The 18,250-nt window shown below is 71.7% G+C and carries 13 protein-coding genes and 1 pseudogene; 3 read left to right on the top strand and 11 right to left on the bottom strand.

Annotation, left to right across the window (positions count from 1 at the left end):
- The first annotated feature begins 276 nt into the window (after positions 1 to 276).
- Positions 277 to 3,165, top strand: coding sequence for a glycoside hydrolase family 3 C-terminal domain-containing protein (locus tag G9272_RS32460; RefSeq protein ID WP_171399803.1), 2,889 nt, complete (start codon positions 277 to 279; stop codon positions 3,163 to 3,165).
- Between the two features lie 110 nt (positions 3,166 to 3,275).
- On the opposite strand, the gene G9272_RS32455 is transcribed toward G9272_RS32460, so the two are convergent.
- The 5 genes and pseudogenes from G9272_RS32455 to G9272_RS45530 form a co-directional block, all read right to left on the bottom strand.
- Positions 3,276 to 4,721 carry an aldehyde dehydrogenase family protein gene (locus G9272_RS32455; protein ID WP_171399802.1) on the bottom strand — a complete coding sequence of 482 codons (1,446 nt, stop codon included), beginning with the start codon at positions 4,719 to 4,721 and terminating at the stop codon, positions 3,276 to 3,278.
- A 39-nt stretch (positions 4,722 to 4,760) separates the two neighbouring features.
- Positions 4,761 to 5,534, bottom strand: a complete 774-nt coding sequence (locus G9272_RS32450; RefSeq protein WP_171399801.1) for a phosphatase PAP2 family protein — start codon at positions 5,532 to 5,534, stop codon at positions 4,761 to 4,763.
- 122 nt (positions 5,535 to 5,656) lie between these two features.
- A pseudogene (locus G9272_RS46460) lies at positions 5,657 to 5,875 on the bottom strand (phosphatase PAP2 family protein); the annotation flags it as partial.
- Positions 5,876 to 5,997: 122 nt separating this feature from the next.
- Positions 5,998 to 7,332 (bottom strand): 4-aminobutyrate--2-oxoglutarate transaminase, encoded by a 1,335-nt coding sequence (gene gabT, locus G9272_RS32445; protein WP_171399800.1) that lies wholly within the window; start codon positions 7,330 to 7,332, stop codon positions 5,998 to 6,000.
- A 221-nt stretch (positions 7,333 to 7,553) separates the two neighbouring features.
- Positions 7,554 to 7,847: a hypothetical protein gene (locus G9272_RS45530; protein ID WP_253268004.1), complete on the bottom strand. Its 294-nt coding sequence runs from the start codon at positions 7,845 to 7,847 to the stop codon at positions 7,554 to 7,556.
- Here G9272_RS45530 and G9272_RS32440 point away from each other — a divergent pair.
- On the top strand, positions 7,846 to 9,951 hold the full coding sequence (locus G9272_RS32440) for an ATP/GTP-binding protein (protein WP_253268003.1): 2,106 nt from the start codon (positions 7,846 to 7,848) through the stop codon (positions 9,949 to 9,951). The genes G9272_RS45530 and G9272_RS32440 overlap by 2 nt on opposite strands.
- 104 nt (positions 9,952 to 10,055) lie before the next feature.
- Positions 10,056 to 11,684 (top strand): PucR family transcriptional regulator, encoded by a 1,629-nt coding sequence (locus G9272_RS32435; RefSeq protein ID WP_171399798.1) that lies wholly within the window; start codon positions 10,056 to 10,058, stop codon positions 11,682 to 11,684.
- A 382-nt stretch (positions 11,685 to 12,066) separates the two neighbouring features.
- Here G9272_RS32435 and G9272_RS32430 read toward each other — a convergent pair whose 3' ends face one another.
- From G9272_RS32430 to G9272_RS32405, 6 genes are all read right to left on the bottom strand, one after another.
- The gene (locus tag G9272_RS32430; RefSeq protein ID WP_171399797.1) at positions 12,067 to 12,519 is read right to left on the bottom strand and encodes a hypothetical protein; all 453 of its coding nucleotides are present in this window, start codon (positions 12,517 to 12,519) and stop codon (positions 12,067 to 12,069) included.
- A gap of 123 nt (positions 12,520 to 12,642) precedes the next feature.
- Entirely contained in the window at positions 12,643 to 14,061 is a 1,419-nt protein-coding gene (locus tag G9272_RS32425; protein ID WP_171399796.1) for an NAD(P)/FAD-dependent oxidoreductase, read from the bottom strand.
- Positions 14,062 to 14,089: 28 nt separating this feature from the next.
- Positions 14,090 to 14,890 (bottom strand): ABC transporter permease, encoded by an 801-nt coding sequence (locus G9272_RS32420; protein ID WP_171399795.1) that lies wholly within the window; start codon positions 14,888 to 14,890, stop codon positions 14,090 to 14,092.
- A complete protein-coding gene (locus tag G9272_RS32415; protein ID WP_171399794.1) occupies positions 14,891 to 15,820 on the bottom strand; it encodes an ABC transporter permease in 930 nt (309 codons plus the stop codon).
- The gene (locus G9272_RS32410; protein ID WP_171399793.1) at positions 15,820 to 16,980 is read right to left on the bottom strand and encodes an ABC transporter ATP-binding protein; all 1,161 of its coding nucleotides are present in this window, start codon (positions 16,978 to 16,980) and stop codon (positions 15,820 to 15,822) included. Before G9272_RS32410 ends, G9272_RS32415 begins: the two co-directional genes overlap by 1 nt.
- On the bottom strand, positions 16,977 to 18,224 hold the full coding sequence (locus G9272_RS32405; protein ID WP_171399792.1) for a polyamine ABC transporter substrate-binding protein: 1,248 nt from the start codon (positions 18,222 to 18,224) through the stop codon (positions 16,977 to 16,979). The genes G9272_RS32410 and G9272_RS32405 overlap by 4 nt, the downstream gene beginning before the upstream one ends.
- Positions 18,225 to 18,250: the final 26 nt, after the last annotated feature.

Below are 18,250 nucleotides of genomic sequence, written 5' to 3'. Positions count from 1 at the left end.
GCGGTGTCTCGAGTGGAACTGGCTGAGCTGAAGCGGTCCTCCGACGAATGTCTCGAGGATTTCCAGTCGAAGCGCTTCGATGTTGCTGCGAGGTTAAGTGAACACCCTGGGGTGCACAAGGGTCGCTCCCAACATTCCTCCGAGGTATCAGGGGCGACCTCTCCGTATGTGCTGCTTGAAATAGCAGTGAAGTCCCCTTGACACCCGCCCCACCGTCGAATGAGCATCGAAGCGCTTCGAAAGAGCCTCCCCGCTCCACCGCAAAGGGATCCCCACGTGACCGCACACACGCCGCCCACGCCGCCTTTCCGCGATCCGCAGCTGCCGTTCGCGAAGCGCATCGACGATCTGCTGTCCCGGCTGACCCCCGAGGAGAAGGTCTCCTTCCTGCACCAGTTCGCACCCGCCGTCGAGCGGCTCGGCATCGCCGCCTTCCGTACCGGCCAGGAGGCGCTGCACGGCGTCGCCTGGATGGGCCCGGCGACGGTGTTCCCGCAGGCCGTGGGCCTGGGCGCGACCTGGAACACCGACCTGGTACGCCGGGTCGGCGAGGCGGTGTCCAAGGAGGTCCGGGCGATGCGCGCCCGCGACGAGCGGGTGGGCCTGAACGTCTGGTCGCCCACCGTCAACCTGCTGCGCCACCCCCTGTGGGGCCGGAACGAGGAGGGTTACTCCGAGGACCCCCGGCTGACCTCCGCCATCGCCACCGCCTACACGCACGGTCTGCGTGGCGATCATCCGACGTACTGGCGCACAGCCCCGGTCCTCAAGCACTGGCTGGCCCACAACAACGAGACCGGCCGGGACGTCACCTCGTCCTCGGTCCGCCCGCGCGTGCTGCACGAGTACGATCTGCGCGCCTTCCGCGGCTGCGTCGAGGCGGGCGCGGTGGCCGGGGTGATGCCGGCGTACAACCTGGTCAACGGCCGCCCCAACCATGTCTCGCCGTATCTGCGCGAGCAGCTGCGCGCCTGGACCGACGAGGAGCTGCTGGTCTGCTCGGACGCGGGCGCGCCCTCCAACCTGGTGGACTCCGAGCACTACTTCGACACCCACGAGGAGGCGACGGCGGCCGCGCTCGTGGCCGGCGTGGACAGCTTCACCGACCACGGCACGGACAGCTCGCAGATCGTCGCCCGGGTCGAGGGCGCCCTGGAGCAGGGCCTGCTGACCCGGGCCGACGTCGACGCGGCGGTCCGCCGCCAGCTCTCGGTCCGGTTCCGGCTGGGCGAGTTCGACCCGCACTACGACCCGCACGCCGGCACCGGCGAGTTCGACTCCCCGGCCCATCGCACCCTCGCCGGGGAGGCCGCCGAGCAGGCGATCGTCCTGCTGCGCAACGACGGTGTGCTGCCGCTGGCCGCCGACACCCGGATCGCGGTGGTCGGCCTGCTGGCCGACGAGTGCAAGCTCGACTGGTACAGCGGCACGCTGCTGCACCGCTCCACCCCTCTGGAGGGCCTGTACGAGCGGTTCGGCGCCGAGCGCGTGGAGTTCGCGGAGGGCGTGGACCGGGTCCTGCTCAAGACCTCCGCGGGGACGTTCCTGAAGGTCCCCACCGCCCCCGAGGCCACCGACGAGGTGCGCGGCGCCGAGGGCGCCCTCGACCCGGCGCTGCTCGCGGGCCGCACCGACCTCCCGCCGCTGACCACGGACGCGACCGGTACGGAGCTCGCGCTCGTCGACTGGGGCGAGGGCGTGCTGACGCTGCGCGCGCCCGACGGGCGCTACCTCTCCGTCGCCGAGGACGGCTACCTGCGCGCCTCCGCCGACCAGCCCGGCGGCTGGGTCGTCCAGGAGACGTTCCGCCTGGAACCGCAGGCGAACGCCGACGGGGACACGCACGGGAACAGCCACGGGAACGGTCACCTCCTGCTGCATCTGGGCACGGGTCGCCCTGTCTGTGTCGCCGCCGACGGCGTCAGGGTTGCCGGGCCGGACGAGAAGAATCCCGAGGTCGTCGAGGTCATCGTCGTCGAATCCGGCGAAGACGCAGTGACCCGCGTCACGGCCGGGGCCGACGTGGTCGTGGTCGTGGCGGGCAACGACCCGCACATCAACGGCCGGGAGACCGAGGACCGCACCACGCTGCGGCTGCCGGCCCACCAGGAGCGGCTGCTGGCGGCCGCCCGGGCGGCGAACGCGCGCACGGTGCTGGCCCTGGTGTCGGCGTACCCGTACGCGATCGAGCCGGGGCCGCTGTCCGCGGTGCTGTGGACGGCGCACGGCGGCCAGGCCGCGGGCACCGCTCTCGCGCGGGTCCTGGCCGGTGACGTCTCCCCGGCCGGACGCCTCCCGCAGACCTGGTACGCCGACGACGCCGATCTGCCCGACCTCCTCGACTACGACGTGATCGGCGCCCGGCAGACGTACCTCTACTTCGAGGGCACCCCGCTGTTCCCGTTCGGGCACGGCCTGTCCTACGCGTCGTTCTCCTACGCGGACCTGGCGGTGCGCGTCGAGGACGGCACGGCGCGCGTCTCCTGCACGGTCACCAACACGGGGGACCTGACGGCCGACGAGGTCGCCCAGCTCTACACCCGCGCCGTGGACCCCTCGGTCACCCGGCCGCGCCGCGAGCTGCTCGACCACCGCCGCGTCACGCTCGCCCCGGGCGCGAGCGCGGAGCTCTCCTTCGACGTCCCGCTGTCCGCCTTCGCCTTCTGGGACGTGGCGCAGGGCCGATGGCGTCTGGAGTCCGGCCCTTACGACCTCCTGGTCGGCGCGTCCAGCACGGACGTCCGGCTGCGGACGACCGTCACGCTCGAGGGCGAACCGTCCGCCCCGCGCCCGGTCCGCCGCCGCGGTCTGGAGGCCGCCGACTTCGACGAGCAGAGCGGCGTCGAGATCGCCGACCGTACGAAGGTGTCGGGCGACGCGGTGACGCCGGTGGCGGGCGGGACGGGCGAACTGCTCTACCGGGCCTGCGACTTCGGCACGGGCGCCGGCACGACGGGCGTGACGGTGACGGTGGCCGGCTCGGGCACGGTGGAACTGTCGCTCGACGGCGGCCCGACCCTGGCCACGCTGACGGTCGCCGCGTCCACGCCGGGACCGTACGACTACGTCACCGTCGACGCGGCCCTCACCGCCGGCGGCGTCCACGATCTGCGCCTCGGACTGCGCGGCCCACTGCGGCTGGCGCACGTCGGCTTCTCCGGTTGAGGGTCCGGAGGAAGCCGGCACGAAGAAGGGGTCCGGCACCGGAAGGCATCGGTGCCGGACCCCTTCGGGGAGCCTATATGAAAATGGTTCCCATGAGCTAGAGGGTCACCTCAGAGCGCGAGCCCGGTGAGCACCAGCACCCGCTCGTACGTGTAGTCGTCCATCGCGAACCGCACGCCCTCGCGCCCGACGCCGGACTGCTTGGCGCCGCCGTACGGCATCTGGTCGGCACGGTAGGAGGGCACGTCGCCGACGATGACACCGCCGACCTCCAGCGCGCGGTGGGCGCGGAAGGCGACCTGGACGTCGTGCGTGAACACGCCCGCCTGGAGGCCGTACTTGGACGAGTTGACGGCGGCGAAGGCCTCGGCCTCGCCGTCCACCTTCGTCACGGTGAGGACCGGTCCGAAGACCTCCTCGCAGGCGAGGGTGGTGTCCGCCGGTACGTCGGTGAGGACGGTCGGCGCGTAGGAGGCGCCGTCGCGCTTGCCGCCCGCGAGGAGGGCGGCGCCCGCCGCGACGGCCTCGTCCACCCAGGTCTCGACGCGCTTGGCCGCGTCCTCGCTGACCAGCGGGCCCACGTCGGTCTTGTCGTCGGAGGGGTCACCGGTGACCTGCGCCTCGACGGCGGCGACGATCCGCGGCAGCAGCCGGTCGTACACAGAGGCGTCCGCGATGACCCGCTGCACGGAGATGCAGGACTGGCCGCCCTGGTAGTTGGAGAAGGTCGCGATGCGGCCGGCGGCCCAGTCGAGGTCGGCGTCGCTCGCGAAGTCGCCGAGGACGACGGCCGCGCCGTTGCCGCCCAGCTCCAGGGTGCAGTGCTTGCGCGGCACCGAGTCCATGATCGCGTAGCCGACCTTCTCGGAGCCGGTGAAGGAGATGACCGGCAGGCGCTCGTCCTGGACGAGGGCGGGCATGCGGTCGTTGGCGACCGGCAGGATGCTCCAGGAGCCGGCCGGCAGCTCGGTCTCGGCGAGCAGGTCACCGATGATCAGGCCGGACAGCGGGGTCGCCGGGGCCGGCTTGAGGATGATCGGCGCGCCGGCCGCGATCGCCGGGGCGATCTTGTGGGCGCACAGGTTCAGCGGGAAGTTGAACGGCGCGATGCCGAGCACGACACCCTTCGGGAAGCGCCGGGTGAGGGCGAGACGTCCCTGGCCGCCGGCGTCGGTGTCGAGCCGCTGGGCCTCGCCGCCGTTGAACCGCCGGGCCTCCTCGGCGGAGAACCGGAACACGGAGACGGCTCGGCCGACCTCGCCGCGCGCCCACTTGATCGGCTTGCCGTTCTCGGCGGAGATCAGCCGGGCGATCTCCTCGGTGCGCTCGACGAGCCGCTTGCTGACGTGGTCGAGGGCGGCCGCGCGCACATGGGCCGGGGTGGCGGCGAACTCGTCCCGCACGGCGTACGCGGCGGCCACGGCCTCCTCGACCTGCGCGTCGGTCGGCACGCTGACCTTGCCGACGAGCCGGCCGTCCCACGGGGAGGTGACGTCGAAGCTGTCCTCACCGGTGACCTGGCGGCCGGCCAGCCAGAAGGCGTGGGTGGCCCCCACATTCTTTTCCTGGGGCATAGCGAGTCCCGGCCCTTCCGCTTAGGGGATGTCCTGTGCTTTTCGTGCTCCACGGTAGGGGCGGGAGGCCGAAGGGTCGCTTGTCCGAGTCGTACGGGTGGACGGCCGGGGTGCGCCGGTTTGGCACGGTCGTGCCGCTGCCGTCCGGAGCCGCTCCCGCGCCGACCGCTCGCGTTCCAGCCGCTCGCGTTCCAGGAGGAGCCACAGCGCACCGAGCAGCACCGTGCACAGACACCAGCTCGCCACGACGTCCAGCGGCCAGTGGTAGCCGCGCCGCACCAGCCCGAACGACACGGCCAGGACGAGGAGGGCGCTCGTCGCGAGGGCCAGCCACCGGGCGAACACGGTGCGCAGCCACGGCAGCAGGACCAGCGCCGCCGCGCCGTAGGCGACGGCCGCCGTCGCCGTGTGCCCGGACGGGTAGTAGCCGGTGGCCGGGGGCACGGCGGGCGTACCGGGCCGGTCGGTCCACACCTTCAGGGGGACGACGATCAGCGGCACCAGCACCATCACGGCCAGCGCGGCGAGGGACGGCACCCACCACCGCTTCGCACCCGCCGCTCTTCCCCGCCACGCCACAAACCCGGCGACCAGCACCAGGACGGGCAGCGCGATCTGCACCTCGCCCAGGTCGGCCAGCAGCTCGGAGGCCCGGTCGGGGTGGACGAGGGCACGGCTGAGGCGCTCGTCCGGGCGCAGCAGCGGGCCGTCGGCGGCGACCTGCCAGGTGATCAGCGCGAAGAGCAGGGCGGGCGGCAGGAGGCCGAGGACGGCGCGGGACGGGCGGGACGGCATGGGCCCCAGCTTGTCAGGAGCGGCCGGACGGCGGAAAAGGAACCCGGATCGAAAAAGGACCCCGAAAAAAGACCCCGGATCGGATCCGGGGTCTGCTTTCCGTGGTCTGCACCAGAGAAGGAGGTCGGCCACCCCGGAACAGGGGGGGTAGTTCCGGGGTGGCCGTCCGGACCGGAGTGCCGGCCGCCCCGGGGGGTTTGGGGCGGGCGGCCGTCCGATCGGTGTGGAGATCCGAAGCCGGAAGCTCCGGTTGTGTGCGCGAGGGCACGACCAGGTCGAAGCTGGGGAGGCCCCGGCCTGGGTCCGTCCACAGTCCCCTGTGGACGGGGTGTATCTCTCATCTGGTGAGAACCTACGGCAGTGACAGGCGGTACGACAGGCCGTATCCCGTCCCGCCATCCTCCTCGCACACCTTCTTCACACGCTCTGCGGGCGCTGGGAATCAGCTGTGCGGCGCCCTGGCTCAGATGCGCGCGAAAGCCTGCTCGATGATGTCGAGGCCCTCGTTCAGCAGGTCCTCGCCGATGACCAGCGGCGGCAGGAAGCGCAGCACGTTGCCGTAGGTGCCACAGGTCAGGACCAGCAGGCCCTCCTGGTGGCAGGCCTTGGCGAGCGCGCCGGTCGCCTCGGGGTTCGGCTCCTTCGTCGTACGGTCCTTGACCAGCTCGATCGCGATCATCGCGCCACGCCCGCGGATGTCGCCGATGATCTCGAACTTCTCCGCCATGGCGGCGAGGCGGCCCTTCATGACGGACTCGATGTGCTTCGCCCTGGCGTTGAGGTCGAGCTCCTTCATCGTCTCGATCGCGCCGAGCGCGCCCGCGCAGGCGACCGGGTTGCCGCCGTAGGTGCCGCCCAGGCCACCCGCGTGCGCGGCGTCCATGATCTCGGCGCGGCCGGTCACCGCGGCGAGCGGCAGACCGCCCGCGATGCCCTTGGCCGTGGTGATCAGGTCCGGGACGATGCCCTCGTCCTCGCAGGCGAACCACTGGCCGGTGCGGCAGAAGCCGGACTGGATCTCGTCGGCGACGAAGACGATGCCGTTGTCGGACGCGAACTTGCTGATGGCCGGAAGGAAGCCCTTGGCGGGCTCGATGAAGCCGCCCTCGCCGAGCACCGGCTCGATGATGATCGCGGCCACGTTGTCCGCGCCGACCTGCTTGGTGATCTCGTCGATGGCCTGCGCGGCGGCCTCGGGGCCCGCGTTCTCGGCGCCGGTGGGCCAGCGGTAGCCGTAGGCGACCGGGACGCGGTAGACCTCGGGCGCGAACGGGCCGAAGCCGTGCTTGTACGGCATGTTCTTCGCCGTCAGCGCCATGGTGAGGTTGGTGCGGCCGTGGTAGCCGTGGTCGAAGACGACGACCGCCTGCCGCTTGGTGTAGGAGCGGGCGATCTTGACGGCGTTCTCGACGGCCTCGGCGCCGCTGTTGAACAGCGCGGACTTCTTGGCGTGGTCACCCGGGGTGAGCTCGGCGAGGGCCTCGGCCACCGCCACATAGCCCTCGTACGGGGTGACCATGAAACAGGTGTGGGTGAAGTCGGCGAGCTGGGCGGTGGCCCGGCGCACGACGGCCTCGGCGGAGGCGCCGACGGACGTCACGGCGATGCCGGAGCCGAAGTCGATCAGGCGGTTGCCGTCGACGTCCTCGATGATGCCGCCGCCCGCGCGCGTGGTGAAGACGGGGAGCACCGAACCGACACCGGCCGCGACCGCGGCGGTACGGCGGGCCTGAAGTTCCTGCGACTTCGGGCCGGGGATGGCGGTGACGATGCGGCGCTCCTGCGGAAGGGCGGTCATGAGGGGCTCCTGGGGTTTTGCGGACACTTTCGTTCTTTTCTCGCAGGCTAGGACGGGGAGTGGAGGGTGGGCATGCTCCATGTGGGCGGTGTCGGCGGGGCGGCTTGTCCGTCATGGACAGTGCCGCCGGACGGTGATCGTCACAGGCCCGGCCGCGTAAGCGGTGAACTCCCCTTGCGGGCGCGTTAGATTGACTCGCTGATGGTGGACGGAACGGCTGGTCAGGGGGCAGGGGCGATGGACAGCGACGGGACGCAGGACGCGCGGCGCACGCAGGCGAATCCTGTGCCGCGCCCGGCGGGGCCGGCGCGGCCGCCCTCGACGCCGCCGCGGCCGGACCGGGCGCCGGGCGTACCGCCTGCCCCCGGGCACGCCCCACGGGCCGCGTCAGCCGTCGCCGACTGGCTCGACGAGGCGCGCCCCGCGGCCGGGACGGGGATCTGGCGCTTGGGGTACCGGCCGCCGAAAGCGGCCCGGGCGACGGAGCGGCTCGCGCCGGTGACGGTCGTCGGCATGCTGGTCCCGCTGGTGGTCGCGCTGGTCCTGTGGTCGCTGTGGCGCCGGGGCGGCCTGCCGTACCAGTTCACCCTGCTGCGGCTGTTCACCCCGGACGACTGGTGGTGGGGCGGCACGATCGCGTCCCCGAAGTCCATGGAGGGCGCCGAGGCGCGTGTGGTCTACGACGGCGTGTTCTTCGCGGTCCTCGTCTACGCCATGGGCCGGCTGGGCAGCTGGGCGCACGCCGTGCGGCACTTCGTGGGCCGCCGGCCGCAGCCCGCGCGGGCTCTCGTCGCCCTGCTGGGCGCGCTCGCCACCCTCAGCTTCGTCTTCCCCGGCGCCTTCGGGGTCGGCTGGGACGCCCTGCCCGTCATCGACCCGCTGTTCTCGCTGATCGTGCTGATCTCCGGCAGCTACGAGCTGTTCGCCTCTCCCCTGTTCACGAACGCGCTGTACACGGTCATCACGCTGCTGGTGGTGTGGCCGTTCGCGAAGGTCGGCGGCTGGTGGCCGTACGTGCAGGAACGACTCGCCGCCCGGCGCGCCGGGCCCGGCCAGGCCGCGCCCGCGGTCGAGCTGCCGCGCGCCCAGTGGCCCGACCTGCGGAACGCGGGGCAGTACGAGGCGGCCGAGCTGCTGACCGCCGAGGTCGCCGCCGGCCGGATGAACGACGTGGACTGTGTGCGTGTACGGCGGGCCTGGACAGCGGGGCTCGCGGACTTCCGGGAGACCGTGCTGCGGCAGGGCGGGGCGGCCTGGACCCACCCCTCCGGCGCCCGCGACCTGCCCCGGCGCACCGCGCGCCACGATCTGCTCACCGGGCAGGTGCGCGTCGGCCGCTGGGTCGCCGCCGAACGCACCCCGGTCGGTCATCACGACGCGGGCGCCGCGCTCGGCCCGGACGTGCTGGGCACCTCGCTGCTCGCGGTCGGGCCGTCCGGGTCGGGCAAGACCCGGACCCTGGTCGAGCCGCTCACCGAGGCGCTGGCCCTCCAGGCCCTCACCGGGGCGTGCGCCGTAGTCGCGGTGTCGTCGCCCGGAGGCGACCCGCTCGGCTCCGACTCCGCGTTCGACGTGATCGTCGGGATCGGGGACCCTTCCTCCGTGCACGACCTGGACCCGTACGCGGAGTCCGAGGACCCGGACGAGGCGGCCTCGATCCTCGCCGAGGCACTGGTCGGCGACCTCGACACGGTGAGCGGCCAGAGCGCGACGACGGCGCTCGCCCAGGTGCTGGGCCCCTACCGCAGCGCGCACGGGTGCTTCCCCACCCTGCCCGAGCTGCGCGAGCTCCTCGAGGGCGAACCGGCCGCGCTGTCCGCGCTGCGGGAGGCCGTGGCCGGTGACGAGGTGATGCGCCGTGAGCTGGAGGCGCGGGTCCGGCAGACCGGGACCCCGGGCGACGCGGGCCGGGCCCTCGCCGACCGGCTGGCGCTGCTCAACCGCCCGGTGTTCGCGGAGTTCTTCGGCGGCGGCAGCAACGCGCACCGGGCGTTCTCGCTGCGCGCCGTCGCCCACCACCCGCTGCGGGTCCGCATCGACCTGCCCGAGCGGGGCCACGAGGAGGCCGCCCGGCTGATCACCCGGCTGGTCCTCGCCCAGTTCCACACCGTCGTACGGGAGCGGCGCGACCACTTCGCGTGTCTGGTCCTGGACGATGCGACGGGCACGGTCACCGAGGGTTCGGTGCGCCGGCTCCAGCGGCTGCGCTCGCAGAACGCGGGCGTGGTGCTCGCCCTGCGCTCGGTCGGCGACGTCCCGGAGGCGCTGCACGGACCGCTGTACGGGGCCGTCGGCTGCCGGATGGCGTTCTCCGGCATCACCACCTGGGACGGCAGCAGGTTCGCGCAGACCTGGGGCACCGAGTGGGTGGAGACCACCGAGGTCGCCAAGCACACCGTCTTCGCCGACCAGCCGATGACCCGCGCCATCCACGCCCTGCGCAAGCTGGTGACCGGCAACGCGGTGACCACGGACGCGGTGACCGTGCGCCAGGTCGAGCGGGAGCGGTGGTCGGCGTCCCGGCTGGCGCACGAGGTGCCGCCCGGCCACGCGGTGCTGTCCCTGACGGACGTGCGGGGCGAGCACGCGCCACCGCTGCTGGTGGACCTGCGGGGCTGAAGACGCGTCCGCGGTCCGTACAGTGAGGCAGAATCGGGAGAGACCGTTCATACGCGGCGGCCAAAAGATCACGCCGCCGATCACTCCCCCGACCTGAAGGCCCCATGCCTCCCACGCTCGCCTCGCTCGTCCACCACTCCGCGCTGAAACTGACCGTGCGGGCCGGCGAGGACCGGCTGGACGTGCCGGTGCGCTGGGCGCACGTCAGCGAGCTCGCGGACCCCGTGCCGTACATGGAGGGCGGGGAGCTGCTGCTGATCACCGCGCTCAAGCTGGACGCGGAGGACCCGGAGGCCATGCGGCGCTATGTGCGGCGGCTGGCCAAGGCCGGGGTGGTCGGGCTGGGCTTCGCCGTCGGCGTCAACTACGAGGACATCCCGAAGGCCCTCCTGGACGCGGCCGAGGAGGAGGGCCTGCCCCTGCTGGAGGTGCCGCGCCGCACGCCCTTCCTCGCCATCAGCAAGGCGGTGTCGGCGGCGATCGCGGCCGACCAGTACCGGGCGGTCACGGCCGGGTTCGCGGCCCAGCGCGAGCTGACGAAGCAGGCGCTGACGGACGGCCCGCAGGGGCTGCTCCGCGCGCTCGCCGCGCAGGTCGACGGGTGGGCGGCCCTGTACGACGCCTCGGGTGCCGTCGTGGCGGCCGCGCCGGAGTGGGCGGGCCGACGGGCGGCACGGCTCACGGCGGAGGTGGAGCGGCTGCGGGAACGGCCGGCCCCGGCCTCGGCGGTGGTGGGCGGCGGCGGGGGTCCGGAGCGCTCCGGACCCGACGACCGGCACGACGACCGGGTCGAGCTGCACTCTTTGGGTACCGGCCGGCGCCCGCGCGCCACGCTCGCGGTCGGCACCGCCTCGGCTCTCGGCACCGCCGAGCGGTACGCCGTCCACTCGGCCATCGCGCTGCTCACCCTGACCACCGAACGCTCCCGCTCGCTGCACGCGGCGCAGCAGCGGATCGGCGCGGCGGTGCTGTGCATGCTGCTGGCGGGCGAACCGGACCACGCGCGGGCCGTCGCCGGGGACCTGTACGGCGGTCTGCTCGACGCCCCGTTCCGGGTGATCGTCGCCGACGCGACGCCGGCGTCGGCCGCGGCCGACGGGGGCGGTGACCCCTTCGACGGTCTCACCGAGGCCGTCGAGTCGGCGGCCGCCCGGGCCGGGGAGGCCGTGCTGGTGGTGCCCGAGGGCGACCGGCTGGTGGCCCTGGTCTCGGACGGGGGCGCGGCCGTGGCGGCGTGCGCGCAGTACACGGCGGCGCTGGAGAGTGCGCGGGCGGCCGGGGGCGTCGGGCCCGAGTCCGGCGACGAGGACGGACTCGTCGTGGGCCTGTCCGCGCCGGCCGGGCCGATCACGGCGGCGGCCGCGTACAAGCAGTCCGAGCAGGCACTGTCGGTGGCGCGGCGCCGGGGGCGGGTCTTCGTGGAGCACGAGCAGCTCGCCGCGGGCTCCGTGCTGCCCCTTCTCGCGGACGACGCGGTGAAGGCGTTCGCGGACGGCCTGCTGCGCGCCCTGCACGAACACGACGCGACCGGCCGCGGGGACCTGGTGGCCTCGCTGCGGGCCTGGCTCTCCCGTCACGGCCAGTGGGACGCGGCGGCGGCCGACCTGGGTGTCCACCGGCACACCCTGCGCTACCGGATGCGGCGGGTGGAGGAGATCCTCGGGCGTTCCCTGGACGACCCGGACGTCCGGATGGAGCTGTGGCTGGCACTGAAGGCGACGTCGACGGAGTAGCACGCCGGCCGGGCAGAGCGAGGCGGGGCCGGACAGGTCGGGGCGACAGAGCAAGGCGCGAGGCGCCGTCGACGAAGTAGCACGACGGCCGGGCAGGGCAAGGCGGGGCCGGACAGGTCGGGGCGACAGAGCAAGGCGCCGTCCCCGGCAGCATGCACAGGCACAGGCACAGGCACCGGGCACCGGGCACCGGGCACCGGGCACCGGCAAGCGGAGCAGTACCAAGTAGCCGTCCCTGCGCCGGAGGCGAAGGTGTCCGCGTCGGCCGCGCGGGCGGCCGACGTGAAAGGGATCCACCGTGACTCCCGGTACGGGGGACGTGGAGGCGCGCCGGCCCCGACCGGGTCGGTGGCCGGGTACCGCGGCGGAGGTGTCCGGTCGGTCAGCCGCCCTCTCCGCCGGCCAGGCCCGCCGCCGCCTCGTGCATCGCCAGTTCGAGCAGCGCCGCATCGGTCAGGGTGCCGGAGCCGTCCGGCGGGACCAGCCAGCGGACGCCCCGGGTCGAGCGGCCCGGATACGGCACGACGATCCAGGTGCCCGCCCCCGCCGTACGGATACCGGTGCCGAGCCAGCGGGCGGCCGTGCCGGGCGCCACGAAGAAGCCCATGCGGTCGTCGCCGAAGTCGACGAGCACGGGGCCCGGCCGGTGAAGGATCCGGGTGAGCACGTCGAGGGTGGGATAGCCGAGCGCGCCCGGCAGGATGAGTACGTCCCAGGCCTTGCCCGCGGGCAGCAGCGCCACCCCCAGGGGGTTGCGCTCCCACTCCCAGCGGCATGCCTCGGGATCCGGTGCGACGGATGTCAGCCATTCGACAGCCGTCTTCGCCCCAGCCATGAGAAGACCTCCCTTTCCCTCGTGGACGCGGTCGCGTCACGAGGGAGAGGGAGGTCCCCGGCGGGCATTACGCGGGTCGGCGCCACCCGTTGGAGTGAACCGGGTCACACCTCACCGGATCGGTCAGCTGTCGAAGCCCAGCCCCAGCTTGTCCATCGTCCTCAGCCACAGGTTGCGCCGCCCGCCGTGCGCGTCGGCGCGGGCCAGCGACCACTTGGTGAGGGCGATGCCGGTCCAGGCGAAGGGCTCGGGCGGGAAGGGCAGCGGCTTCTTGCGGACCATCTCCAGCGACGTCCGCTCGGTGCTCTCCCCCGCCAGCAGGTCCAGCATCACCTCGGCCCCGAAGCGGGTGGCCCCGACACCCAGGCCCGTGTACCCGGCCGCGTAGGCCACCTTCCCCTGGTGCGCCGTGCCGAAGAACGCCGAGAAGCGCGAGCACGTGTCGATCGCCCCGCCCCACGCGTGGGTGAAGCGCACCCCCTCCAGCTGCGGGAAGCAGCCGAAGAAGTGCTCGGCGAGCCTGGCGTACGTCTCCGGCCGGTCGTCGTATTCGGCGCGCACCCGGCCCCCGTAGGGGTAGACCGCGTCGTATCCGCCCCACAGGATCCGGTTGTCGGCCGACAACCGGAAGTAGTGGAACTGGTTGGCCGAGTCCCCGAGGCCCTGCCGGTTCTTCCAGCCGATCGAGTCGAGCCGGTCGGCGCTCAGCGGTTCGGTCATCAGCGCGTAGTCGTAGACCGGGACGGTGTACGCCCGCACCCGCTTGACCAGGTTGGGGAAGATGTTGGTGCCGAGCGCGACCTGCCGGGCCCGCACCTGCCCGTAGGGGGTTCCCACGGCCATTCCGGCGCCGTAGGGCTTCAGCGTCAGGGCGGGGGTGTGCTCGTAGACCCGGACGCCCAGCCGCAGGCACGCCTGCTTCAGACCCCAGGCGAGCTTGGCGGGATGGAGCATGGCCACGCCCCGGCGGTCGTACAGACCCGCCTGGAAGGTGGGCGAGGCGACCTGCTCGCGCACCGCGTCCGCGTCGAGGAACTCGAGCCCGTCGGCGAGACCCTTGCCTTCGAGCTCCTCGTACCAGTCGCGCAGTTCCCGTGCCTGGTACGTCTCGGTGGCGACGTCGATCTCGCCGGTGCGCTCGAAGTCGCAGTCGATGCCGTGCCGGGCGATCGCCGCCTCGATCTCGTCGAGGTTGCGCTTCCCCAGCTCCTCCAGCCGGTGGATCTCGTCCGGCCAGCGGGCGAGCCCGTTGGGCAGCCCGTGGGTGAGGGAGGCCGCGCAGAAGCCTCCGTTGCGGCCCGAGGCGGCCCAGCCCACCTCACGGCCCTCCAGCAGCACCACGTCCCGCTGCGGCTCGCGCTCCTTGGCGACGAGCGCGGTCCACAGTCCGCTGTAGCCGCCGCCGACGACCAGCAGATCGCAGGTCTCGGGGCCGGTGAGCGCGGGTTCGGGGTGCGGCTTGCCGGGATCTTCCAGCCAGTACGGCACCGGCTGTGCGTCGGAAAGAGAAGTGATCCACCGGTTCATGGCGCTCGGGGCCATGATTTCAACTCCCTACAACTTTTTCCGGTTACGCCTTTTGCTTGTTGCGGCGATTCCCGATGACCATCGAGGTCAGTACGAACAGTACGGCGATCAGGAACATGGCCGTACCGATGACATTGATCTGAACGGGCGTTCCGCGCTGCGCCGAACCCCAGACGAACATGGGGAAGGTGACGGTGGAGCCCGCGTTGAAATTGGTGATGATGAAATCGTCGAAGGAGAGCGCGAAGGCGAGCAGCGCGCCCGCGGCGATTCCGGGGGCGGCGATGGGCAGCGTGACGCGCAGGAACGTCTGCGCCGGCCCGGCGTAGAGGTCCTGGGCGGCCTGCTCCAGGCGCGGGTCCATCGACATGACGCGTGCCTTCACCGCCGTCACGACAAAGCTGAGGCAGAACATGATGTGCGCGATGAGGATCGTCCAGAACCCCAGCTGGGCACCCAGGTTGAGGAACAGGGTGAGCAGCGAGGCGGCCATCACGACCTCGGGCATCGCCATCGGCAGGAAGATCAGCGAGTTGACGGCGCCCCGCGCGCGGAAGCGGTAGCGGACGAGCGCGAAGGCGATCATCGTGCCGAGGGCGGTCGCGCCGATGGTCGCCCAGACGGCGATCTGGAGGCTGAGCGACAGCGACCCGCACAGCCCGGCGACCCCGCACGGGTCCTTCCAGGCGTCGGTGGAGAACTGCTGCCACTGGTAGTTGAAGCGCCCCTTCGGTTTATTGAAGGAGAACACCGTGACGACGACGTTCGGCAGCAGGAGATACGCGAGCGTGAGAAGTCCCGCGATGACCACGAAATGGCGCTTGAGCCAGTTGACGAGAGGCATTTAGACCAGATCCTCCGTCCCGGACCTGCGGATGTAGAGAGTGACCATGAACAAGATCGCGGCCATCAGGATGAAGGAGAGAGCCGCCGCCGTCGGATAGTCCAGCACTCGCAGGAACTGCGTCTGGATCACGTTTCCGATCATGCGGGTGTCCGTCGAGCCGAGGAGTTCCGCGTTGACGTAGTCGCCGGCCGCCGGGATGAAGGTCAGCAGCGTCCCGGAGACCACGCCCGGCATCGAGAGCGGGAAGGTGACCTTGCGGAAGGTGGTGGCCGGCCTGGCGTACAGGTCCCCGGCCGCCTCGTGCAGCCGCCCGTCGATGCGCTCGAGCGAGGTGTAGAGCGGCAGGACCATGAAGGGCAGGAAGTTGTACGTCAGACCGCAGACCACCGCGAGCGGGGTGGCCAGGACCCGGTCCCCCGCGGTCCAGCCGAGCCAGCTGGTGACGTCGAGGACGTGCAGGGTGTTGAGGGCGCCGACGACCGGGCCGCCGTCCGCGAGGATCGTCTTCCAGGCGAGGGTGCGGATCAGGAAGCTGGTGAAGAACGGCGCGATCACCAGGATCATGATCAGGTTCCGCCAGCGGCCGGCCCGGAAGGCGATCAGATAGGCCAGCGGATAGCCGAGCACCAGGCACAGGATCGTCGCGGCGGCCGCGTAGAGGACCGAGCGCAGGAACTGCGGCCAGTACTCGCTCAGCGCGTCCCAGTAGGTCGCGAGGTGCCAGGTGACCTTGTAGCCCTCCTCCAGGGAGCCCGTCTGCACGGACGTGGAGGCCTGGTAGATCATCGGCAGCGCGAAGAACACGAACAGCCAGAGCAGACCGGGCAGCAGCAGCCAGTACGGCGTCCAGCGCCCGCGCTTGCGGGGTGGCTTCGTCGTCGGTGCCGTCGGGGAGAGAGGCGGGGGCGCCTCGGTGAGCGTCGCCATCAGACCGCTGCCTCTTCCTGGATGCCCGCGTCGATGTCCTGGGCCGCGTCCAGGCCGAAGGTGTGGGCGGGGCTCCAGTGCAGGACGACCTCGGCGCCGGGGGCGAGCCGGGCGTCACGGTCGATGTTCTGGGCGTAGACCTCGAACTCGGGGCAGACCGTGCTGTCGATGACGTACTGGGTGGAGACGCCGATGAACGACGAGTTGGCGATCCTCCCGGTGATGCGGTTGCGGCCCTCGGGAATCTCACCGGCGTCGTCGGCGTGGGTGAGGGATATCTTCTCCGGGCGGACGCCGACCAGCACCTTGCCGCCGGTCGTCGTGGGCGCGGAGCAGCGCGACTCGGGCAGGACGAGTTTGCCGCCGCCCGCCTTCAGCACGATGTCGTCGCCGCTCTTGCTGTCGACCTCGGCCTCGATGAGGTTCGAGGTGCCGAGGAAGTTGGCGACGAAGGTGGTGTTCGGGTTCTCGTAGAGGTCGGTCGGCGAGCCCAGCTGCTCGACCCGGCCCGCGTTCATCACGGCGACCGTGTCGGCCATCGTCATGGCCTCCTCCTGGTCGTGCGTGACGTGCACGAAGGTGATGCCGACCTCGGTCTGGATGCGCTTGAGCTCCAGCTGCATCTGGCGGCGCAGCTTGAGGTCGAGGGCGCCGAGGGGCTCGTCGAGCAGCAGCACCTTGGGGGTGTTGATCAGGGCGCGGGCCACCGCGACCCGCTGCTGCTGGCCGCCGGAGAGCTGGTGCGGCTTCTTACGGGCCTGCTCGCCGAGTTGTACGAGCTCCAGCATGTCCTCGACCTGCTTCTTGACGCTCTTGATGCCGCGCCGGCGCAGACCGAAGGCGACGTTCTCGAAGATGTCGAGGTGCGGGAAGAGGGCGTAGGACTGGAAGACGGTGTTCACCGGCCGCTTGTACGGCGGGAGTGCCGTCACGTCCTGGTCGCCGAGGTGGACGGTCCCGGAGGAGGGTTCCTCCAGGCCGGCGATCATGCGCAGAGTGGTGGTCTTGCCGCAGCCGGAGGCACCGAGCAGGGCGAAGAAGGAGCCCTGCGGGACGGTCAGGTCGAGCGGGTGGACGGCGGTGAAGGAGCCGTAGGTCTTGCTGATGCCGGTCAGGCGGACGTCGCCGCTGCCGCTGTTGGTCGTCTTCATCGTCGTCATGCCCCTGTGAGCTTCGCGAACTTCGCCTCGTAGGCGGTCTCTTCCTTCGAGCTCAGTGAGCGGAAGGAGTGGGACTTCGCCTGCATGGCCTTGTCAGGGATGATCAGCGGGTTGTTCGCCGCATCCTCGTCGATCTTCGCCAGCGCGTCCTTCACGCCGTCCACGGGACAGACGTAGTTGATGTACGCGGCGAGTTCGGCGGCCGGCTCCGGCTCGTAGTAGTAGTCCATGAGCCGTTCGGCGTTCGTCTTGTGACGCGCCTTGTTGGGGATCAGCATGTTGTCGCTGGACGTCAGATAGCCGCTGTCCGGGATGACGAAGTCGACGTCGGGACTGTCCGCCTTCAGCTGCACGACGTCACCGGCCCAGGCGATGCAGGCCGCGAAGTCACCGCTGGTGATGTCGGAGGTGTAGTCGTTGCCGGTGAAGCGGCGGATCTGGCCGCTGTCGACGCCCTTCTGGAGGCGGGCGATGGCGGCGTCGTAGTCGTCGTCGGTGAACTTCGCCGGGTCCTTGCCCATGTCCAGCAGCGTCATGCCCATGCTGTCGCGCATCTCGGTGAGGAAGCCGACGCGGCCCTTGAGCTTGGGGTTGTCGAGCAGGTCGGAGACCGACTTCACCTCGACGCCGTCGAGCGCCTTCTTGTTGTAGGCGATCACCGTGGAGATGCCCTGCCAGGGGTACGAGTACGCCCGACCCGGGTCCCAGTCGGGCGTGCGGAACTGGGCCGACAGGTTGGCGTAGGCGTGCGGCAGGTTGGACGGGTCCAGTTTCTGGACCCACCCGAGGCGGATGAGGCGGGCGGCCAGCCAGTCGGTGAGGACGATGATGTCGCGGCCGGTGTCCTGGCCCGCGGCGAGCTGCGGCTTGATCTTGCCGAAGAACTCGTTGTTGTCGTTGATGTCCTCGGTGTACTTGACCTTGATGCCGGTGCGTTTCGTGAAGGCGTCGAGCGTCGGGTGGTGCTTGCCGCTCTCGTCGACGTCCATGTACTCGGTCCAGTTGGAGAAGCTGACGGTCTTCTCCTTCGCCGAGTGGTCGTCGGCGGACGTGCCGCCCTCGGTCTTGCCGGCCGCGGGGATCCCGCAGGCGCTGAGCGCGCCGAGGCCGCCCAGCGCCAGGGCGCCTCCCGTGGAGGCGCGCAGCAGCGACCGGCGGGTCATGGCCGCCCTGCCGTTGCGGAGGCTGCGCCGCATGGCGGCCACTTGGGCCGGGCTCAGGCGGTCGGGCTCGTACTGCTCCATGCGCGTGGTGCCCTTTCGGGAGAGTC

The sequence above is a fragment of the Streptomyces asoensis genome, from assembly GCF_013085465.1.
Lineage (GTDB): Bacteria > Actinomycetota > Actinomycetes > Streptomycetales > Streptomycetaceae > Streptomyces > Streptomyces cacaoi_A.
Note: the sequence above shows the minus strand (reverse complement) of the source record. Positions and strands in the feature narration are given on the sequence as shown.